The sequence below is a fragment of the Aquirufa antheringensis genome (assembly GCF_023921165.1).
GTDB classification, from domain to species: Bacteria; Bacteroidota; Bacteroidia; order Cytophagales; family Spirosomataceae; genus Aquirufa; species Aquirufa antheringensis.
In genome coordinates this window covers 499,983-520,881 of the sequence record NZ_CP049835.1, presented here as the reverse complement: position 1 = coordinate 520,881, position 20,899 = coordinate 499,983, and the positions used below count along the sequence as shown (strand labels likewise).

24 protein-coding genes are annotated in these 20,899 nt (G+C 43.4%); 17 read left to right on the top strand and 7 right to left on the bottom strand.

All coding sequences use genetic code 11. The features are described 5' to 3' along the window. Positions 1-15: 15 nt before the first annotated feature. Positions 16-1,629: an ArnT family glycosyltransferase gene (locus G9X63_RS02420; RefSeq protein ID WP_252623903.1), complete on the bottom strand. Its 1,614-nt coding sequence runs from the start codon at positions 1,627-1,629 to the stop codon at positions 16-18. Further along, entirely contained in the window at positions 1,607-2,224 is a 618-nt protein-coding gene (locus tag G9X63_RS02415; RefSeq protein ID WP_130922876.1) for a phosphatase PAP2 family protein, read from the bottom strand. Before G9X63_RS02415 ends, G9X63_RS02420 begins: the two co-directional genes overlap by 23 nt. A gap of 88 nt (positions 2,225-2,312) precedes the next feature. Here G9X63_RS02415 and G9X63_RS02410 point away from each other — a divergent pair, with 88 nt between their 5' ends. The 17 genes from G9X63_RS02410 to ftsA all read left to right on the top strand — a co-directional run bounded on the left by G9X63_RS02410 (position 2,313) and on the right by ftsA (position 17,636). Further along, positions 2,313-2,852 (top strand): YceD family protein, encoded by a 540-nt coding sequence (locus G9X63_RS02410; protein WP_130922875.1) that lies wholly within the window; start codon positions 2,313-2,315, stop codon positions 2,850-2,852. A gap of 14 nt (positions 2,853-2,866) precedes the next feature. Then, complete coding sequence (gene rpmF / locus G9X63_RS02405) at positions 2,867-3,058, top strand: 50S ribosomal protein L32 (protein ID WP_130895023.1); 192 nt, start codon at positions 2,867-2,869, stop codon at positions 3,056-3,058. A gap of 126 nt (positions 3,059-3,184) precedes the next feature. Next, entirely contained in the window at positions 3,185-4,129 is a 945-nt protein-coding gene (gene plsX, locus G9X63_RS02400) for a phosphate acyltransferase PlsX (protein ID WP_130895022.1), read from the top strand. 5 nt (positions 4,130-4,134) lie between these two features. After that, the gene (locus G9X63_RS02395) at positions 4,135-5,136 is read left to right on the top strand and encodes a beta-ketoacyl-ACP synthase III (RefSeq protein WP_130895021.1); all 1,002 of its coding nucleotides are present in this window, start codon (positions 4,135-4,137) and stop codon (positions 5,134-5,136) included. Between the two features lie 6 nt (positions 5,137-5,142). Next, positions 5,143-5,706: an elongation factor P gene (gene efp, locus G9X63_RS02390; RefSeq protein ID WP_130895020.1), complete on the top strand. Its 564-nt coding sequence runs from the start codon at positions 5,143-5,145 to the stop codon at positions 5,704-5,706. A gap of 35 nt (positions 5,707-5,741) precedes the next feature. Beyond that, a complete protein-coding gene (gene accB, locus G9X63_RS02385; protein ID WP_130922874.1) occupies positions 5,742-6,206 on the top strand; it encodes an acetyl-CoA carboxylase biotin carboxyl carrier protein in 465 nt (154 codons plus the stop codon). Between the two features lie 3 nt (positions 6,207-6,209). Beyond that, a complete protein-coding gene (gene accC / locus G9X63_RS02380) occupies positions 6,210-7,553 on the top strand; it encodes an acetyl-CoA carboxylase biotin carboxylase subunit (protein ID WP_252623899.1) in 1,344 nt (447 codons plus the stop codon). A 223-nt stretch (positions 7,554-7,776) separates the two neighbouring features. Beyond that, on the top strand, positions 7,777-8,220 hold the full coding sequence (gene rplM / locus G9X63_RS02375; protein WP_130895017.1) for a 50S ribosomal protein L13: 444 nt from the start codon (positions 7,777-7,779) through the stop codon (positions 8,218-8,220). 14 nt (positions 8,221-8,234) lie between these two features. Next, entirely contained in the window at positions 8,235-8,624 is a 390-nt protein-coding gene (rpsI, locus tag G9X63_RS02370; RefSeq protein WP_130895016.1) for a 30S ribosomal protein S9, read from the top strand. Positions 8,625-8,702: 78 nt separating this feature from the next. After that, on the top strand, positions 8,703-9,512 hold the full coding sequence (rpsB, locus tag G9X63_RS02365) for a 30S ribosomal protein S2 (protein WP_130895015.1): 810 nt from the start codon (positions 8,703-8,705) through the stop codon (positions 9,510-9,512). Between the two features lie 12 nt (positions 9,513-9,524). Then, entirely contained in the window at positions 9,525-10,358 is an 834-nt protein-coding gene (tsf, locus tag G9X63_RS02360; protein ID WP_130895014.1) for a translation elongation factor Ts, read from the top strand. 152 nt (positions 10,359-10,510) lie between these two features. Next, the gene (gene murD, locus G9X63_RS02355) at positions 10,511-11,836 is read left to right on the top strand and encodes a UDP-N-acetylmuramoyl-L-alanine--D-glutamate ligase (protein ID WP_252623896.1); all 1,326 of its coding nucleotides are present in this window, start codon (positions 10,511-10,513) and stop codon (positions 11,834-11,836) included. Further along, complete coding sequence (locus G9X63_RS02350) at positions 11,829-13,001, top strand: FtsW/RodA/SpoVE family cell cycle protein (RefSeq protein ID WP_130895012.1); 1,173 nt, start codon at positions 11,829-11,831, stop codon at positions 12,999-13,001. The genes murD and G9X63_RS02350 overlap by 8 nt, the downstream gene beginning before the upstream one ends. Then, on the top strand, positions 13,001-14,083 hold the full coding sequence (murG, locus tag G9X63_RS02345) for an undecaprenyldiphospho-muramoylpentapeptide beta-N-acetylglucosaminyltransferase (protein WP_130895011.1): 1,083 nt from the start codon (positions 13,001-13,003) through the stop codon (positions 14,081-14,083). The genes G9X63_RS02350 and murG overlap by 1 nt, the downstream gene beginning before the upstream one ends. Continuing rightward, on the top strand, positions 14,080-15,456 hold the full coding sequence (gene murC / locus G9X63_RS02340; protein WP_252623891.1) for a UDP-N-acetylmuramate--L-alanine ligase: 1,377 nt from the start codon (positions 14,080-14,082) through the stop codon (positions 15,454-15,456). Before murG ends, murC begins: the two co-directional genes overlap by 4 nt. 14 nt (positions 15,457-15,470) lie before the next feature. After that, on the top strand, positions 15,471-16,244 hold the full coding sequence (locus G9X63_RS02335) for a cell division protein FtsQ/DivIB (RefSeq protein WP_252623888.1): 774 nt from the start codon (positions 15,471-15,473) through the stop codon (positions 16,242-16,244). A gap of 45 nt (positions 16,245-16,289) precedes the next feature. Further along, positions 16,290-17,636 (top strand): cell division protein FtsA, encoded by a 1,347-nt coding sequence (ftsA, locus tag G9X63_RS02330; RefSeq protein WP_252623885.1) that lies wholly within the window; start codon positions 16,290-16,292, stop codon positions 17,634-17,636. Here ftsA and lpcA read toward each other — a convergent pair whose 3' ends face one another. Genes lpcA through prmC form a run of 5 tightly spaced genes read right to left on the bottom strand, consistent with a single transcriptional unit; the run spans position 17,637 to position 20,891 of the window. Then, on the bottom strand, positions 17,637-18,209 hold the full coding sequence (gene lpcA / locus G9X63_RS02325) for a D-sedoheptulose 7-phosphate isomerase (RefSeq protein ID WP_252623882.1): 573 nt from the start codon (positions 18,207-18,209) through the stop codon (positions 17,637-17,639). It abuts the gene before it with no gap. Positions 18,210-18,222: 13 nt separating this feature from the next. After that, positions 18,223-18,966: a TPM domain-containing protein gene (locus G9X63_RS02320; protein ID WP_252623869.1), complete on the bottom strand. Its 744-nt coding sequence runs from the start codon at positions 18,964-18,966 to the stop codon at positions 18,223-18,225. A gap of 9 nt (positions 18,967-18,975) precedes the next feature. Then, positions 18,976-19,398, bottom strand: coding sequence for a TPM domain-containing protein (locus tag G9X63_RS02315; protein ID WP_130895005.1), 423 nt, complete (start codon positions 19,396-19,398; stop codon positions 18,976-18,978). Between the two features lie 2 nt (positions 19,399-19,400). Beyond that, the gene (locus G9X63_RS02310; protein WP_223131202.1) at positions 19,401-19,994 is read right to left on the bottom strand and encodes a LemA family protein; all 594 of its coding nucleotides are present in this window, start codon (positions 19,992-19,994) and stop codon (positions 19,401-19,403) included. Between the two features lie 51 nt (positions 19,995-20,045). Next, positions 20,046-20,891, bottom strand: coding sequence for a peptide chain release factor N(5)-glutamine methyltransferase (gene prmC, locus G9X63_RS02305; RefSeq protein WP_252623868.1), 846 nt, complete (start codon positions 20,889-20,891; stop codon positions 20,046-20,048). Positions 20,892-20,899: the final 8 nt, after the last annotated feature.

Below are 20,899 nucleotides of genomic sequence, written 5' to 3'. Positions count from 1 at the left end.
TTATCAGTACTCAGATTAGCGGTGCTTAAAGAATAAGAATCCGTTCTCTTCTTTTAGGAAGATCAAGTTCGGGTGGTATTTGAACTTTTCCTCCGCATCCGCTTTCAGAATGAAATAAGCCGGTCTATCCAGCTTTTTCTCAGATAACAATTCATCGCCCGCGGGACTTCCTGCGGGCTTTTGAAAATACAATAAGTGGGCATACGATTTGAAGCCAACGGGCTCGATGTAGACTTTTTGGCCCATCTTTGCGATATAAAAATCAATCACAGTCGCCTGCGTATACCCTTCTATTTTAGGCACCACGATGGCCATATAGGCCATAATCGTCACCAAGGACGCTGCCATCAAGGTGTGTAGTTTCTTCGAAAACAAATAATAGATCACGGCCGCAGCAAACGCAACACCGATCAAAAATTCCCAACCCGCCCAATACACCGGCGCTTGCAAATTCCCTTGCACGAATACGTCCTTAATGTAGGGAGAAATGAGGCCGGCGTTTTGGCCAATGAAAGGAACCGCAGTCAACACCGTCGCTAATAATAATCCCACAAAACCGATCGCCGAATTATATTTCCAATTAAAGCGAAATCCACCTGCCTGCCATTCTTGCAGTACCACCGCAGAGAAATAGGTTAACGGAATCCAACACATGGACGAATAATGCACAATTTTCGTCTTCACGATGCTGAACAGAATCAAAACCACCCAGAACAAGACTTTCATCCAGTTCGAAAAGTCCAAATCCTCGCGCTTCCAACGAAATAACCGAGCACCTGCCCAAATCGACACCGGGAAACATCCGATCAACAAGACCACAAAGTGGTAATAAAAGGGTTGTCCATGGCCGGCATCCCCCGTGGTCATCAATCGTAGCTGGTAAGTAAAAAAGTCTTCAATGATCTGCCAACCAAACTTATAAGCAATCAAACCATACCAAGCCACAAAGAAAAATACGGAGATCAATCCCGCTACCACAGCGCCTGTAAACAAACGGCCATTGATACGTGAACGGTATAAAATTCCCACGAACAAAAGGGTTAATGCCCAGAGGAGTAATGCCGCTGGACCTTTGGTCAACATAGCTAAACCAATTGAAATCCCAGCGAATAGGACATTTCTAAAGCGCGTCGCATCCTGAAAAAACTCTGAAAAGAAATAGACGCCTAAAAATATCAACAAATTAAAGAGCGGATCAATGATCCCAGAACTCGCATACACATGCGGTGTAATGGCAACTAAATAGGAAAATGCCCAGAGGTTCCCAAAATTTGTACCCCAAGTCTTCTTCCCCACCGCATACAGTGTCCAAAGCGTCAAAATACCAATAACAGCATTAGGAAAACGCGCGGCAAATTCCATCGAAATATCCGATTGACCAGAGAACGAATCAAAGGCCATAAAACTCAGCGCCTGCAGCCAAAGGAACAAAGGTGGTTTCTCCCAGAAGGGTTGAAAGTTGATTTGGACGCTTAAAAAATCCCCCGTCACAATCATTTCCCGTGCCGATTCCGCAAAATTCACCTCATCCCAGTCGAACAAATGGGTCGACCCTAAAAAAGGAATATAAACTGCCGCTCCCACGAGGGCCCAGAAAAGGTAGGGTTTACTTTGAACTGCTTTTAGCATAGTGGATCGAATAAAATAAGGCCGATGAGCCTACTCCGATGGCCGCTCCCACGAGGGTATCCACCGGAAAATGTTGAAATAAATAAACTCTAGAATAGGCAACGCCCACGGCTAACAAACCGGCGAAAAGCCCCCAGAACCAGCGACGCAATAGCACCGCCACCCAGAAAAACATAAAAAAAGCCGCACCAGTGTGACCTGATGGCATGGAGTTGTATTCATGAATAGGTAATCCCGCTACAAGATGCCATTTGACACCACTTGCTGCAAAGTAAGCCAAAGGCCGCAGCGCATCTGTAAACACCAGATGCTTCAATCCTTGAATTAATCCGGTAGATAAAGCGTACGAATAGACATAGGATAAGGCGTAGGCTTTCTGAAAACGGATTAGATAGAGTAAGAGTAAAATAGGCAGAACGACTTCTGCCGTGGCAGTCAAGGCTTGAAATAAAAGGTCCGCCAGCTGGGAATGGTTTCCATTGATTAACTGGAGCTGATCGAGACGCTCGTAAGTGCTGACAAAAAGCCAACCTCCTACTTCGTACAAAATAAAGATTCCTACAAATGCTTTTACAGACTGACTCCAATACTTCATGCCTCGAAATTACGAATTTGTTCAGCGCAACTATTGCTGTTTTCGAATATTTTCGTAATTTCGCATTCTTTTTTACCCAAGAGTGAAAATGAACGTCCTAGAAGCATACCAGATACCGATACTTTCTTTAGAGGATAAAGTATACCCGTATTCCTTCATTGGGAATGATGAATTTTTCGCTGCTTTCGAGCAGGAATGGGTCCAAAAGGGCGAATTTAACGCAAAAGCGACGTTAGATAAATCGCCGACCATGATTCAGGTTAGACTGGAGATTGACGGCTTTTTGAAATTAATTTGCGATCGATCGAATGAGGAATTTGAATTCCCCATCCACATTGATGAGAAGATTATTTATAAATATTCGGATCACAATGAAGATATGGGAGATAATTTGTTCTTGTTAGATAGAAAATCGCCTAAATTAGATTTATCGCAAGATTTATTTGATTTCATTGCCTTGCAGGTGCCTATGAAGAAGTTGCACCCACGGTTTGTGAAACCTTTAGATGAGCATGTAGATGGCGAGTTGATTTATACAACAGACCCAGAAGACGAAAATAAAGCCGATCAGGAGCCAGAAATGGATCCGAGATGGGCAGCCTTAAAAAAATTAACAGACAATAATTAATAAATAACAATACAATGGCACATCCTAAAAGAAAAATCTCTACTACGCGTCGTGATACAAGAAGAGCGCATGATTTCGGGACTCCTAAGCATTTAGGAGTAGATCCTCAAACAGGCGAAACTCACCTTTATCACCGTGCTCACGTACATGAAGGTAACTTGTTCTACAAAGGAAAAATGATCGTAGAAGGATTCACGGTTAAGTAATTCCCTGGTAGACTGCAGCTTTACGCTGTTTTTTCAGCACAACTGAAAAAATCCCGTTAAAATGCTATTTTTTGACTAAATTTAATGCTATTTTTGCCAAAAGCTTTAGTAATTAAACATAATTAAATGAAAATAGCCGTTGATGTGATGGGTGGAGATTATGCTCCAGAAGCTGTAATCGAAGGAATACTTTTAGCGTTATCTAGTCTTTCAAACGACGACACTATATTAGCCGTAGGTCCACAGGACACCATCGAGCAATTATTAGCGAAACACGGGTATGCAGGCAAGCAAATTGCCATCATTCCTGCGGATCAAGTAATTGAAATGGGTGAACATCCGACTAAGGCATTATCTCAAAAACCCAATTCCAGCATCGGAGTTGGGTTTCATCTTTTAAAGGAAGGCAAAGCTGACGTCTTTGCTTCTGCAGGAAATACCGGCGCTATGATGGTCGGTTCTTTATTTTCTGTGAAAACCATCGAAGGAATTTCTCGCCCAGCGATTGCCGGTTTCGTTCCACAAGAAGACGGCACCTATGCCTTAATGCTGGATATTGGCGCGAATGCGGATTGCAAACCAGAGATGTTAGATCAATTTGCGGTCTTGGGCTCTGTGTACTTTGAAGCGACAACTGGCAAGAAAGCGCCACGTGTGGGCTTGATGAACATTGGTGAAGAAGAGCAAAAAGGAAATATCCTTTCCCTAGCGACACACGCCCTTTTAAAAGAGAATAAGAAGATTAACTTCATTGGAAACTTAGAAGGAAAAGATTTCTTCAAGAACAAAGCAGACGTGATAGTGACGGACGGATTCACGGGTAACATTATTTTGAAGATGGGGGAATCCCTTTACAAAATCATGAAGGACCAGGGAATCACGAATGACTTCGTCGAGAATACAAATTACGAAAAATACGGCGGTAGCCCGATTATCGGGATTAATGGGAATGTAATTATTGCACACGGGGCGTCTAGTCCTTTGGCAATCAAAAACATGATCAAACTTTGTAGATCCGTTGTAGAATCAGATGTGTGCGGAAAGATTAAAGCCGCCATCGAGAACCAATAATGAATATGAGCCAAAAAATAAGTGCAGCCATCACCGGAGTCGCAGGATATGTACCGGATTATGTGCTGACGAATCAAGAATTAGAAAAAATTATTGACACGAACGACGAGTGGATCACTTCTCGCACCGGCATCAAAGAAAGACGTATTTTGAAAGGCGAAGGCCTAGGGACGTCTTTTATGGGGGCTAAAGCGGTAGAGGATCTCTTGAAGAAAACCAATACCAAACCCGAAGAAGTAGATATGTTAATCTGCGCGACGGTGACTCCAGATTACTTTTTCCCTTCCGCTTCGAACTTGATTTGCAAGGCAGTAGGCATCCGTGAAACGGCTTCCTTTGACTTAGCAGCGGCTTGTTCAGGTTTCTTAAACGCCTTAGGTGCAGGTACTGCCTTCATTGAATCAGGTCGTTACAAGAAAATCGTAGTGGTGGGTGCGGACAAAATGTCTTCGATTGTGGATTATACGGATCGTACGACGTGCATTCTTTTTGGGGATGGTGCGGCAGCGGTCATGTTAGAACCTAATTTCGAAGGTTTAGGCGTACAAGACTTCATTTTGAAATCAGATGGAGAAGGATGTGAATCCTTAATGCAAAAAGGCGGCGGTAGCGCCTACCCTCCTACGGTAGAATCGGTGGAAGCAAAATGGCATTACATTCGCCAAGAAGGTCAATCCGTATTTAAATTTGCGGTGACGCGTATGGCTGATGTTTCGGCAGAAATCATGGAGCGCAATCACTTAACTGGTGACGATATTAAATATTTAGTTCCGCACCAAGCGAATAAACGTATCATCGATGCGACGGCAAATCGCATGGGTGTGAGTGAAGATAAGGTGATGTTGAACATCCAGAAATATGGAAATACGACGGCGGCGACGATTCCGCTTTGTCTTTGGGATTACGAAAACAAACTAAAAAAAGGAGATAATCTGATCTTAGCGGCCTTCGGTGGAGGTTTCACATGGGGATCAGCTTACGTTAAATGGGCATACGACCCTAAATAATTAGAAATGGCAACTACAGCAGACATTAAAAATGGGATGGTGATTAAATACAATGACGATTTATATTCGATCATTGAATTCCTTCACGTAAAACCAGGAAAAGGCCCGGCTTTCGTTCGGACTAAATTACGTTCATTAACATCAGGAAAAGTTATCGATAACACGTTTAACTCAGGCGTGGCAATCTATCCAGTACGTGTAGAACGCAGAAAATTCCAATTCATCTTCAAGGATGAGTTTGGCTATAACTTCATGGACCAAGAGTCATTCGAGCAAATTCTATTAAATGAGAATTTATGTGTGATGGCTGATTTGATGAAAGAAGGACAAGAGGTGGAGATTTTGATCAATACCGAAAACGATGCTGCTTTATCTTGTGAATTGCCTCCATTCGTAGAATTGAAGGTAACTTACACAGAACCAGGTGTTCGTGGCGATACGGCTAACTCTCCTAAGAAACCAGCAACGGTAGAAACAGGAGCAACGATTACCGTACCTATTTTCATCGAACAAGATGAAGTAATTAAAGTAGATACAAGAACCTATTCATACGCTGAGCGTGTAAAATAATTAGCTACCTTTGTAGCGTTTAATTAACAAAAAGAATGGATACTAAAGAAATTCAACGATTACTCGATTATATCGCGAAATCTCCATTAGCGGAGGTTAGCATCGAAACAGAAGGTTTAAAAGTTTCTGTTAAGAAACACGGAGAAGCAGCACCGGTAGTAAGTGTCGTTTCTGCAGCACCAGCAGCGGCTCCAGTAGCAGCAGCTCCGGCAGCAGCAGCGCCAGCGGCTCCAGCAGCACCGGCACCCGTAGCGGACAATTTATATACGGTTAAATCTCCTATGATCGGTACCTTCTACCGTGCTCCAGGTCCAGATAAAGATAACTTCGTAGAAGTAGGTACAGAAATCGCTCCAGGTAAAACGGTTTGTGTGATCGAAGCGATGAAATTGTTTAACGAAATCGATTCAGAGATCTCTGGAAAGATCGTTAAAATCTTAGTTGAAAATGCAAGTCCTGTAGAATTTGATCAACCTTTATTCTTGGTTGAAAAAGCGTAATCTATGTTTAAAAAGATATTAATAGCGAATCGCGGGGAAATTGCCTTGCGTATTATTCGGACTTGTAAAGAGATGGGCATCAAAACGGTGGCCGTTTTCTCTACCGCCGATCGCGACAGTTTACACGTTCGCTTCGCGGATGAGGCCGTTTGTATCGGACCTCCGCCTAGCAGACAATCTTATTTGAGTATTCCGGCGATTATTTCGGCTGCAGAAGTGACTGGAGCTGATGCGATCCACCCGGGTTACGGTTTCCTTTCTGAGAATGCAGAATTCTCACGTATTTGTTCAGAACATGGGATTAAGTTCATCGGTGCTTCGGCCGAAATGATTAATTCAATGGGGGACAAAGCGACAGCGAAAGAGACGATGAAGCGTGCTGGTGTTCCAGTTATTCCGGGTTCTGACGGCTTGATCGATACCGTAGAAGAAGCAAAAGAATTAGCGAAAGCCATTAAATACCCGGTAATCATCAAAGCTACGGCGGGTGGTGGTGGCCGTGGGATGCGTATCATCCGAGAGGAGTCAGAATTTGACAAATTATGGGAAGATGCGAAGATGGAATCAGCGGCGGCTTTTGGAAACGATGCGATGTACATGGAGAAATTCGTGGAAGAGCCTCGTCACATCGAGATTCAGATTGTGGGAGATAAATTTGGCAAAGCTTGTCACTTATCAGAACGCGATTGCTCGATTCAACGTCGTCACCAAAAATTGTGTGAAGAAACGCCATCCCCTGCCCTTTCAGACGAATTGCGCAAGAAAATGGGGGATGCAGCGATCGCAGGTGCAACGGCCATCGGGTACGAAGGCGCGGGTACGATCGAGTTCTTAGTGGACAAAAATGGGGATTTCTACTTCATGGAGATGAATACCCGTATCCAAGTAGAGCATCCGATCACAGAAGAAGTAACGGATTTCGATCTAATTAAGGAGCAAATTAAGGTAGCAGCGGGCATCGCGATTTCGGGCCAAAACTACTTCCCTAAATTATATGCCTTAGAATGCCGTATTAACGCGGAAGATCCAGCGAACGGTTTCCGTCCATCACCAGGTAAGATCACGAATCTTCACCTTCCAGGTGGCCACGGTGTTCGTATTGACTCACACGTGTATTCTGGCTATACTATTCCACCTAATTACGATTCAATGATTGCGAAAGTAATCGTTTCAGGCCAAAGCCGGGAAGAAGTTTTACTTCGTATGAAGCGTGCTTTGCAAGAATTTGTCATCGAGGGCATCAAAACAACGATTCCATTCCACATCAAGTTGATGGATGATCCTACGTTTAAGTCCGGTCAATTCACGACGGCGTTCATGGAAACATTCGATTTAAGTGATTTGTAATTTAACCTAAACAGGTAGTAAAAAAGGAGGCTTTCAGGCCTCCTTTTTTTGTTCTAAAACATTTTCAATTAGACACTTGCATATCAAATCAAGATTTTATAAATTTGCACTCCCATTTTTCGATTGAATGCCCGTTTGAAAGATAAAATAGGTCATAATCAATTCCTTTAGACAAATTCCGTAGTCTAGCTGGAAACGATTCAAACAGTTAAATTATAAACAAGTGGATACTTTAAGTTACAAAACCATCTCCGCAAACAAAGCTACTGTTCAGAAAGCTTGGTTTGTTGTAGATGCTGAAAATCAAGTTTTGGGACGTGTTTGTTCTGAAATTGCGAAAATCATTCGTGGAAAGCACAAGCCTTCTTACACTCCACACGTTGATTGTGGCGATCAAGTTATCGTTATCAACGCGGACAAAATTCGCTTAACTGGTAAGAAAATGACAGACAAGGTGTATATCCGTCACACGGGTTACCCAGGTGGTCAACGTTTCGCAACTCCACGTGAGGTTTTAGCTAAAAACCCAAGAGGTGTTGTCGAATCAGCAGTAAAAGGTATGTTACCTAAAAACCGTTTAGGACGTGAGTTATTCAACAACCTATTCGTTTATGCAGGACCAGAACATCCTCACGCAGCTCAACAACCTAAAGAACTTACCTTTTAACGGATACTAAGATAATGGCAGAAATAACAAGTAAAATCGGTAGAAGAAAGACAGCAGTAGCTCGTATTTCGATGACACCAGGTAAAGGCCAGATTAAAATCAACGGCCGTGTATTAGCTGATTACTTCCCATCTGAAATTCTTCAGATTGTGGTTAATCAACCTTTCGCTTTAACGAACACAGTAGGTTCATTTGATGTAACAGCTAACGTAGATGGCGGTGGTATCAAAGGGCAAGCTGAAGCGCTTCGTATGGCGATTTCACGTGCACTTCAAACGCAAGATGCAGAATTACGTTCTCCTTTGAAAAAAGAAGGCTTCTTAACTCGTGACCCACGTATGGTGGAGCGTAAGAAACCAGGACGTGCGAAAGCTCGTAAGAGATTCCAGTTCTCTAAGCGTTAAGATTTGTTCGTGGAAAAGGCTTGTCTGTTGCCGATGCCTTTTCCACCTTTTTATTATTCACATTTTTAAACAACCAAAATGGCACAATTAAGCTACAACGACTTGCTTGACGCAGGCGTTCACTTCGGTCACTTGACACGTAAGTGGGATCCTAAAATGGCTCCATATATCTTTATGGAGAAAAATGGTATCCACATCATTGATCTAAATAAAACTATCTCTTCTTTAGAAGAAGCTTCAGCAGCTCTTCGTTCTATTGTACGTTCAGGCCGTAAGGTAATGTTCGTTGCAACTAAGAAACAAGCACAAGAAATTGTGACGACAGAAGCAGATAAATTAAAAATGCCGTACGTAACTGACCGTTGGTTAGGTGGTATGTTGACTAACTTCGCGACTGTACGTAAGTCTATCAAGAAGATGTCTAGCATTGATAAAATGTTAAAAGACGAAGTTATCGTGAAGACAATCGCTAAGCGTGAGCGTTTAATGTTAACTCGTGAAGAAGAAAAATTAAAGCGTGTGTTAGGTGGTATCACTGACTTAACTCGTCTTCCAGCGGCTTTGTTCGTTGTAGACGTTAAGCGTGAGCATATCGCGGTTTCTGAGGCTAAGAAATTAGGTATCCCAGTTTTCGCTATGTGTGATACGAACTCTAACCCAGATTTAGTTGATTATCCAATCCCAGCAAACGATGATGCATACAAGTCTATCTCTATCATCATCACTGCTATTTCTAAAGCGATCGAAGAAGGTTTAGCAGAAAGAAAGCAAGATAAGGATGATGCTCGTGAGGCGGAAGAAGTAGAAGCTAAAAAAGCAGCGGACGACGATTCACAAGAGGCAGCTAAGGTAGCGGCTAAATACGAAAAAGAAGCAGAACAAGAATAAATATTCATAGATATGTCAATTACAGCAGCAGACGTTAACAAGTTACGTCAAATGACCGGTGCCGGAATGATGGATTGCAAGAAAGCTTTGACTGAAGCCGAAGGTGACTTCGAAGCAGCAGTAGACATCCTTCGTAAAGCAGGTCAAAAAGTAGCAGCGAAACGTGCGGACAATGAAACGAATGAAGGTGTTGTATTAGTAGCACTTAATGCAGATCACTCAAACGGTAAATTAATCGCTTTAGCTTGTGAAACTGAACCAGTTTCTAAAGTAGCTGACTTCAATAATTTAGCTAAAACAATCATCGATACAGCAGCAGCGTCTCACGCTCCTTCTGCGCATGATTTATTAGCTGAGCCATTAGCCGATGGACGTTCAGTAGAAGGTCACATCATCGAGTTAACAGGTAAAATTGGAGAGAAAATCACCTTAGCAGCCTACGAAAACGTAACAGCTGAGAAAGTGGTTTCTTACATTCACTCGAATAACAAAATCGGTGTTCTAGTAGCATTCGAAAATGTACAAGGAGTAGACGTATCAGAAGTAGGTAAAGATATCGCGATGCAAATCACGGCTATGAAACCTGTCGCTTTAGACAAGGATGGAGTAGATTCTGAAACAATTGAAAGAGAAATCGAAATCGGAAAAGATCAAGCACGTCAAGAAGGTAAGCCTGAGGCGATGTTAGAGAAAATTGCGGTAGGTAAATTAGAGAAGTTCTACAAAGAGCAAACTTTATTGAACCAACAATTCGTAAAAGACTCATCGATCACGATTCGTCAACTATTAGAGCAAACGCAAAAAGGTTTAACGATTTCATCGTTCAAACGTATCGCTTTGGTGTAATACCACTCGAATTCTTACGAAAGACCCACCCGAAACGGTGGGTCTTTTTTTTGTCAGTAAAATTCCGACCAGATGCTCATTTTGAGTTGATAGAATGCGCGACATTTTCTAACTTGTAACTCAATTCAATTTCGAATATTTTCAAGTCGAGCATGGCGTTAATTAGCATCTTAGGTGGAGGAGAAAGTGGCGTAGGAGCCGCTCTATTAGCTAAATCAAAAGGATTTGCCGTATTTTTATCTGATGCGGGTGCGCTAAAAGAAAACTACCAACAAACCTTACGTGACAATGAAATTGAATTCGAGACGGGAGGGCATAGTTTGGAGCGAATTTTAGGCTCTCAAGAGATCATCATCAGTCCCGGAATTCCAGAAAAAACGGACATCGTAAAGGCCATCAAGGCAAAAGGTATTTCCTTGGTGTCCGAAATCGAATTTGCGGCGCGCTATACGAAAGCGAAGATTGTTGCCATCACAGGTTCAAATGGCAAAACAACCACTACCCTACTAACCTATCATTTCCTACAATCAGCTGGCCTTAAGGTAGGTTTAGCGGGAAATATTGGTCAAAGCTTCGCTAAACAAGTGATGGAAGATCAGCACGACGTCTATGTTCTAGAGATTTCCAGCTTCCAATTAGATCGTTGCTTTCAATTCAAACCAGATGTAGCTGTCTTATTAAATATCACACCGGATCACCTAGATCGCTACGAATATAAATTCGAAAACTACATTGCCTCGAAGTTCCGTATTTTCCAAAATGCGGACACCAGCACGAGCTGTGTCTTTTGGGCAGATGACGAAGTGATTCAATCTAACCTAGCTAAAATCCCTGCAAGTGCAACGTTCAAAACCGTTAGCTTTCAGCAAAAAGCACACGCCTACATTACGGCTGAAAAGATTCAATTCGATGGAGCGGAGCTACTTTTAGCAGATGCTCCGTTAAAGGGCCCACACAATGCTATCAATATGGCCGTTGCTATAGTAGCGGCACACGAGGCAGGGGTGGCTTACACGCAAATTTTGCAGTCTTTACCGTTATTTGAAAATGCTCCGCATCGCTTAGAACCGTGTGGCGTATGGAATGGCGTGGAATTTATCAATGACTCGAAAGCCACGAATGTGGATGCGGTCTTTTATGCCTTAAATAGCTACAAGCAACCCTTAATCCTGATGATGGGAGGTGTGGACAAAGGGAATGAATACGAGGTATTAGATCCTTTAGTGAAGGAAAAAGTAAAGGGATTGATTTGCTTAGGAACAGATAACTCAAAACTAGAGCAGCATTTCGGACCTATCGTACCGCAACTTTTTGCGACGGATTCGTTAGAGGATGCTGTGCTAAAAGCAAAAGAGTGGGCGGTCGATGGCGATGTCGTATTACTATCGCCGGCTTGCGCTAGCTTTGATTTATTCAAAAATTACGAAGATCGAGGAGATCAATTTAAAAACACTGTTAAACGTTTGATCCATGGATAGTAAGATCAGAGCCTTCTTTCAGGAGCATCTGAAAGGGGATTATAAGATTTGGTTAATCGTGTTTATTTTAAACGCGTTCGGGTTATTGATTCAGTTCTCTGCGAAAGCAAAGTTGACGATGGATGGCCCGTTTGAGCCCCTTTCAAGCTTCATTAAAACCTTGGTAATCTTAGGGATTTCTTTCTATTTGATGTCCTATTTTTCCAAATCCAATTACAGCCGTGTCGCTAAATTCAGTGACTTGGCGCTGTTTTTGTCCTGGGGATTAGTTATGGTGGCTTATGTTTTTGGGGCAACGAAGGGGGGAGCAAATCGCTGGGTAAATTTAGGCCCTATCTCTTTTATGCCCTCTGATATGGTGAAATTATGCCTAATCACGAGCTTAGCGAAGGATTTTTCTTCTAAACAGGCAGATCCAGAATCCTATAATTGGGTGATGTTTTTTCGCATCCTGTTCAAGATAGGTGTCTCCTGCTTCTTGATTATGCTGTCTAATTTCTCTACGAGTATTTTGATCTTTTTAACGAGTCTCATTCTGATGTTTTTTGGTCGCGTACCGGCGAAAAAAATTGGCTTGATTATGCTTACGGTGGCCGCTATTGGCTTTAGTGTGGTGGTTTTAGGGATTGGGCAAAGGGCTCAAACCGTAAAAACCCGTATTGAAAACTATATACAGCGTATTGGTAAAAATGAGACCAAAGTAAATAAGGCAAAGAACGAGGATTACCAAATCACCCGAAGTCTCTACGCCATCGCCACCGGAGCTATTCACCCGAAAGGCCCTGGCAAAAGTCAGCAGCGCTACATCCTTTCACAAGCCGAATCCGATTTCGTTTATGCCATTATCATTGAAGAATATGGCATCGTAGGTGGACTCGCTATTCCGCTACTCTTCCTGATTTTTATGTACCGGGGGGCGAAGGCCATTCAGTATAGTAATAAGCCTTTTGGTGGCTTATTATCGGCCGGATTAACCTTCTCCATCGTATTCCAGGCTTTCATCAATATGCTCGTAGCCGTGGACGCTGGCCCTGTAACCGGTCAGCCGATGCCTATGATTTCTGCCGGAGGAACGTCCTTGATCTTTACAGCCATATCGATTGGCCTCATTTTAGCCGTAAGCAAGGACAAAGATCCTGAACCTGTTCAACCCGCCGTTGCCTAATGTCTATTAAACGTGTCATTATTTCTGGAGGAGGAACTGGGGGACATATTTACCCGGCCATTTCGATCGCCAATGCGATGAAGGAAATCGATTCCTCTTTGGAATTCTTATTCGTAGGAGCGGAAGGGAAAATGGAGATGGAAAAGGTACCTAAAGCGGGCTTTAACATCATCGGTCTTCCCATTGTGGGCATCCAACGAACGCAGGTTTGGAAAAATATATTCTTTCCATTTAAGTTAATCAAAAGCCTTTGGCAATCGGTTCAAATCCTTCAAGATTTCAAACCTGATGTGGCCGTGGGTGTAGGAGGTTACGCCTCTGGACCGCTATTATTAGCTGCCCGATTCCTCGGTATCCCCTATTATATTCAAGAACAAAATTCCTTTGCGGGCATTACGAATAAGGCCTTAGCCGCTAAGGCGGAGCATATTTTTGTAGCCTATCCAGGCATGGAGAAATTCTTCCCAGCGGAGAAAATCACCCTGAGTGGAAATCCAGTTCGCAAAGACTTAATCAATGCGGCCGGCAAAAAAGCACAAGCCGCTGAGCATTTCCACTTAGATCCCGCTAAAAAAACGATATTAATCATCGGTGGTAGCCAAGGGGCACGTAGCATCAACCACGGGATACTAGCCGGATTAGACCGATTAACTGATGCTGGTGTGCAGTTGATTTGGCAGACTGGAATTGCTTTTGAATCTACGGCCAAGCAGGCGGTGGCTGGAAATGCGAGCACCTACGTTTCCGCCTTTATTTATGAAATGGATTTAGCGTATGCCATGGCCGATTTAGTGATTTCTAGAGCCGGTGCGTCCTCCGTTTCCGAAATTTGCCTTATCGGTAAAGCCAGCATCTTAGTTCCACTACCAAGCGCCGCAGAAGATCACCAAACGGAGAATGCGAAAAGCCTCGTTTCCCAAAACGCCGCCATTCTGGTTCGCGACGTAGATGTGAAAGAAAAATTAATCACAGAAGCGTTAGCAGCACTGCAAACCGATTTAAGTACCCTCGAAAAAAATAGCCTTCGTTTAGCAAAGCCAAACGCAGCACATGAAATAGCCCAATCCATTTTAAGCCGATGAAAAAAGAATTAAGCCTGAACGATTTAAAACAAGTCTATTTTTTAGGAATCGGCGGCATCGGTATGTCGGCCATCGCGCGCTGGTTCTTGCATAATGGTTTTCCGGTGGCAGGTTACGATAAAACGGAGAGTCCCTTGACAAAGAAATTAGCGGAGGAGGGAATGGTGATTCACTACGAGGATTCCATCGACCTGATTCCGGCGGCTTGCCTATCAGACATTGAACATAGCTTATTTATCTATACGCCGGCCATCCCGAAGGATCATGTGGAGATGAATTATTTGCTTTCCAAAGGCATACGCCTCTACAAGCGTTCGGAAATTTTAGGCTGGATTACACAACAAATCCCTACCCTTGCGGTGGCGGGAACCCATGGCAAAACGACAACCTCGTCGCTTTTGACCCATTTACTCATCAGTGCTAAGAAGAATGTAACCGCGTTTTTAGGGGGTATAACCGTCAATTACGGCACGAACTTCATCCCAAACCATTCGAAAGAAAACATCGTTTGTGTGGTTGAGGCAGATGAATACGATCGTTCTTTCTTAACCTTGCACCCTCAAGCGGCGGTGGTGACCTCCACAGATGCGGATCACTTAGATATCTATGGCGATGGGGATTCAGTTTTAGAGAGTTTCCAATTGTTTGTGAACCAAATCAAGGCAGGCGGTTTCTTCATCCAAAAAAAGGGATTGAGTTTACATTCTGACTTGGGTGAATCGACTTTTGGGATTGACACAGGGGACTTCAAGGCACATAACATCCGCATCGAAGATCACCGGATGATTTTCGACATGAGCTATCCAGGTGGCGAAGTACTTGATATACCGATGCGCATTCCAGGTTTTCATAATATTGAAAATGCCTTAGCTGCCGCTGCTTTAGCGATGCAGGTAGGTGTAAGCGGTGAAGAGATCAAAGTAGGCATTGCTTCTTTCCTAGGCGTTAAACGCCGTTTCGAGTACCACGTAGAATCAGATGAGCACGTGATGATCGATGATTACGCGCACCACCCCACGGAAATTGCGGCTTGCTTGAATTCGGTGAAGGCACTTTATCCAGGCGAAAAAATTACGGCCGTTTTCCAGCCGCATTTATTCTCTAGAACGAGGGACTTTATCGATGATTTTGCCAAAAGCCTCGCCATCGCTGACGAACTCTTTTTATTGGATATTTATCCGGCACGGGAATTGCCGATGGAAGGCGTCACATCGGATTGGTTATTAAGCAAGATCGATTTACAAGACAAGCAGGTCATCTCTAAAGCGGATCTTTTAAAGGTAATTGATACCCAGAAACCGAAACTTTTAGTAACGATGGGCGCAGGAGATATCGATCTTCTTTTGAATGATTTAAAATTGAGCTTATCTTAGTATAATTTTTCAAAATGAAGGCAAACGCGACGTTAATCAAGCAAGTAATCGGGATGGTGATTTTATTCACCTTCATCCTGGCTGCTGTCGTTTTTGCAGAAATTAGCTTTAATGAAGTTGTTTGCAAGGGAGTGGAAGTAAGTCTCGATTCTGAGAATGAAAAGGCTCTATTAAGCAAAAAAGACATTAAATTAATGGTGTCTGAACAGGGGACCGACTATTTCTTAGACAAACCCATCACCCAGATTTCCTTACGTCAAATCGAAGAACGCGTCAAGCGCATTCCCTTAGTAAAATCTTGTGAAGCTCACCATGATTTCAGTGGCGTGGTTACGGTATCGGTCAAAGAATACAAGCCCATTGCACGTATCGTTCGTTCGACCATAGGCACATCCCCATTCCCTGATCAATACATTTCAGAAGATGGAAAATTCATTGGAACGAGTCCCTTGTTCACACCCCGCATTCTAATAACGGGTGGCCCCTATTTCGATGGAAAAAGAGACCTGCAAGATAAACGCGGCAAGACCTTAATTCCCTTCTTTCAGTTTATTGAGAATAACGAATTTTGGAAAGCGCAAATCTCCCAAATCATCGTAGCTAAAGATGGTGGAATTGTGTTAATTCCGACGATAGGGACAACGCGCATCGACTTTGGCCTACCCATGAATATCGAAAACAAATTCAAGAAATTGTTCATATTCTACCAAAAAGTGATCCCCAACAAAGGTTGGAATAAGTACAGCTGGGTGCAGCTGAAATATAAGAATCAGGTTATTTGCGAATAATGACCAAATGTTTTAATTTAATATCCGTTCTACAAAAAAAATATAATGCGTAACGACTTAATTATCGGTTTAGACATTGGTAGTTCTCATGTGAGGGCGATTGCAGGAAAGCAAAACGACCGAGGCAGATTAGAGATTTTAGCGACAGGATCCTCTGTGAACAACAATAATGTGTTAAACGGGGAGATTGTTAATATCAATAAAACAACGGCTGCGATTTCTGAGGCGATGAACCAAATTTCACACGTGTTAGACGGAAAAAATTCGGAACATTTCTTCGCATCGAACTTGTCAGGTTCGCACATTAAAGTACAACCATTTAGCCTATCTAAAATACGCAAAAACGAGAGAGAAGCCGTTTCAAACAACGAGGTGATGAGCCTTTTTGAAGAAGCGAAACGCACGTTTGCAGACAAAAATCCTTGCGTTTTACATACCTTACCTATTGGTTTCAAAGTAGGCAATTTACCTGAAACCTTAGATCCTATCGGCCAAATCGGCCAAAAAATCCAAGCCGACTTTGTCTTCATTTCGGCAAATCCGAGCAAGAACGACTTGTTAACGCAGTGTTTGAAATCAGCGGAGACGAAGCACTTGAAGAAAGGAAATGTCTATTTCAGTTCTTTAGCAACAGCTAGCTCGGTTTTAAATAAAGAAGAGAAACAAGAAGGAGTCGTGCTAGTGGATCTAGGTAGTGGAACGACTGAGATCAGCATTTTCCAAAATAACCGCTTAAAGCACGCTACCGTTTTAAACTGGGGTGGCGATTTAATTTCGGATGATATTCAATCTGGTTTAGATATCTCACGTGATCACGCAGAGACGTTGAAAGTACGTTTCGGATCAGCTATCCAAAAAGACATTCCAGTCAGTGAAGTTGTTATGATTCCGGGTATTGCAGGCCGTAAGGCTACGCCTGTTTCTGTGAAGAACTTAGCTATTATTATCGAAGAGCGTTTGAAAGAATTAGCGGCCATCCTTGTGGCTGAAATCTCCAAGCATACCGATATCAAGAACTTAAAAGCCGGTCTAGTGTTAACGGGTGGAGGAGCTCAGCTTCCGTATATCGATGAGTTGTTCCAAAAATTCACCGGCCTTGACGCCCGTATCGGGGACCCGAACGCGACATCTACTAACCCAGCTATTGCCACGGAAATCAAAGACCCATCTTTCGCAACGGTCATTGGCCTAGTACAGGTTTATTACGATCAGCAAGAAACAGCAGAAGCAGATGAAGCCGCTATGGCGAGTGCTCCCGTAAAAGAAATGGCGAAAGAAACCGGATATACGGATTCCAAACCTTCGAAGCCAGCTCCGCGCATAGGTGACCTATTCCGCAAAATGGTGGATGTGGTAATGGGTGATGATGATGGAGGAGACGCCTCGTATTAATTAGAAAAGTTTCGATTCAATCAATTGAATCAATATGTGGATCACTTTGATGTGGATTTCTTGAATGCGATCCGCGTAACCAAAGTGGTCCACTCTTATTTCATGGCAACCATAGGCCGCTAATTGACCGCCGTCTTTGCCCGTTAAAAGAATCACTTCCATTCCTTTTGCTTGAGCGGACTTTACCGCCTCTATAATATTTGCTGAGTTTCCAGAAGTAGAAATACCTACCAGCACATCGCCTTGGTTTCCAAGGCCTTCAATGAAGCGAGAAAAGATGTAATTGTACCCAAAGTCATTACTCACACAAGAAATGTGGGATGGATCTGAAATCGCCATCGCCGCTAAAGCGGGGCGATTCTCCCGGTAACGACCGGATAATTCCTCTGCGAAATGCATCGCATCGCAATGGCTTCCACCATTCCCACAAGACAAAATCTTATTCCCCTTTTTCAAGGCCTCCACTAACACATCAGCCGCCTTTTCAATGGCTTCGATCTTCGCTGGATTGGCTAAAAAATCAGCTAATACTTGCTGAGACTCTTGAAGGGATTGGGTGATCAGATTATTCATAATGCAAAGATAATTAAAAATCGCCTCCGGCACCGCCTCCGCCGAAGTCCCCTCCGCCAAAGCCGCCAAAATCAAATCCTCCGCCTCCACCGCCAGAGCCTCCTCGTCCATAATCTCCTCCGCCTAAAAAGATAGGTGGAAAAAACATACCGCCTCCTCTAGATCCAGGACCTCCTCCCCCTCCGCGGTTACGAATGGCTTTGATAATCGAGAAAATGACAAGAATAAGGAAGATGATGATAAATGGAGGAATTCCTTGCGGTTCTTCACCGCTATCCTCGTTCTTGAACTCACCGCTAGCGCGACGCATCATCTCGTTGGTCGCTTCATCTAAACCTTGGTAATATACTCCTGCCTTGAAGGTAGGCTTTAAAGTCCGGTTGATAATGCGTTTGCAAATGGCATCAGGTAAGACATCTTCGATGCCACGACCTGTTACGATGCGCAGTTTGCGATCCTGCATCGCTGCGAGGATGACCACGCCGTTGTTTTTGCCTTTTTGGCCTACACCCCAAATCTTGCCTATATCGATTGCATAATCGTAAGGATCTCGTCCATTGGTCGAATTTACAAGGACAATAGCGAACTGAGTGGAAGTCGAATCTGCATAACCGCGCATTTTCTGCTCGAGCGCATTTTCCTCTTCCGGATTTAATAAGCCTGCCTCATCGAGGATATAGCCATTCGGTTTAGATGGAATGCCTTCTTGCGCGAAAAGTCGTACACTAAAAAGAAGTAGAAATAAAAGCTTGCGCATAGAATCTAGTTAAAGGCCAAAGGAGATCTCGTTCGACAATTCATTTACATCTCCCGCTTGGTAGGGAAAGAAGCCCGCTAGGACCTCTCCGGTGCGCTTCACGCCGTGCGCTAATCCAGCTCCGAATTCATTCTTCGCTAAATAGGCACGCATCTCATCGCGAATCGTTTCCCAAAACTCCGCCGGCACTTTCGCATCGATTCCTTTGTCTCCGATGATACTAAACTTGCGGTCTTTGATGGCCAGATACACCAAAACCCCATTCTGCAAATCCGTCTTATTCATGCCCAGTTGAAAGAATACCTCCTTCGCCCGATCGATCGGGTGGCCGGCGCAATGACTTTCTACGTGTACACGAATCTCCCCAGACGTCTGTAATTCAGCGTCGTGAATGGCTTGCAAAATCAGGTTTTGGTGTTCTTCTGACAACATGCTTATTTCTTCTCGTCAAAATTCACTTCCGGCGCTTTCTCTGAACCAGCTTCCGCTTGGAAGAATCCTTTCTCTGCAAATCCGGAGAAAGAAGCGATTAAGTTGTTAGGGAAAGTAACGATTAACGTGTTGTAACCTTGAACTGCCGTGTTGAAATTATCACGCTCTTCTTTGATACGGTTCTCTGTTCCCTCTAACTGAGCTTGCAATTCAGAGAAGTTTTCCGTCGCCTTTAACTGTGGGTAGTTTTCAGCAACCACCATCAAACGCGATAAAGCACCCCCTAAAGAAGATTGAGCCGCTTGGTATTTTTGCAAATTCTCCGGACTTAAATCCTTAGAATCTAATTTCATCTGTGTGGCACTTGCACGTGCTTCGATCACCGCTGTTAACGTTGATTTTTCGAAATTCGCTACGCCTTGAACCGTCTTCACTAAGTTTGGAATTAAATCCGCACGACGTTGGTACGCACTCTGAACGTTCGCCCATTTCGCTTTTACGTCCTGATCCGATGTAGCCATGCTATTACGTGAACCTACACCCCAAAAAATCACGAGAGCAATCACTCCCAAAACAATCCATACTGTCTTATTCATCTTGATAAATTTTAATTGGTTTTAAGCTGAAACAAAAATACTATTTAAATTTTAAAGACCTGATTTTTGGGCCACAATCATCCGGTCATTCCCCTTGAAGTCCTTTAGAAGCTTGACTTCTTGGAAACCCTTGCTAAACAAGAGCTCTACGGTTTGAGTTCCAAAATACTGGTTAATTTCTAGACACAAGTAGCCAGCTGTGCTCAATCGTTCCAGCGCAAAATCCGCTAATGCCTCATAATATTTTAGGGCATCATCATTAGGAACAAATAGGGCCAAATGTGGTTCAAAGTCTAACACGTGATTCGCCATCTCTTTTTTCTCCTCCTCTGTCACATAGGGCGGATTCGACACAATGACATCCCAGATACCCACAGAAGCAGGCCAAGCGAAAATATCTTGTTGTTTGAATTCTACTTCTGCCTGTAAGGCGTTGGCATTTTGGCGAGCCATACCCAGCGCAGCGGTAGAAATATCCCAAGCCTCCACTACTAAAGAGGTTCTTTCTAATTTCAAAGAAATAGGAATACATCCCGATCCAGTCCCCACATCTAATACGGAGGCATTCTCCGGAGCGTGACTTAAAACTAAATCCACTAACTCTTCCGTTTCTGGACGCGGAATCAAGGTGTCTGCACTTACAAAGAATAAATGATCTCGAAAATAGGTCTTGCCCATCACGTATTGCAAGGGTTCTCCTGCGGCAAGACGCGCTAAACGCGATGACCAATCTGCCGGCAGGTCCACTTCTTTTTTCAAGATAATATCCATCGAACTCAAATTCCATCCTAAATCCAGGCAACGAAAAGCAATCGCACGTGCCTCCGATGGCTCATAATTCGGTGTAATTGCGTCGGTAATTTGCTGAATGAGAATAGGACTGGCAATCGATTTCATTTGTGGAG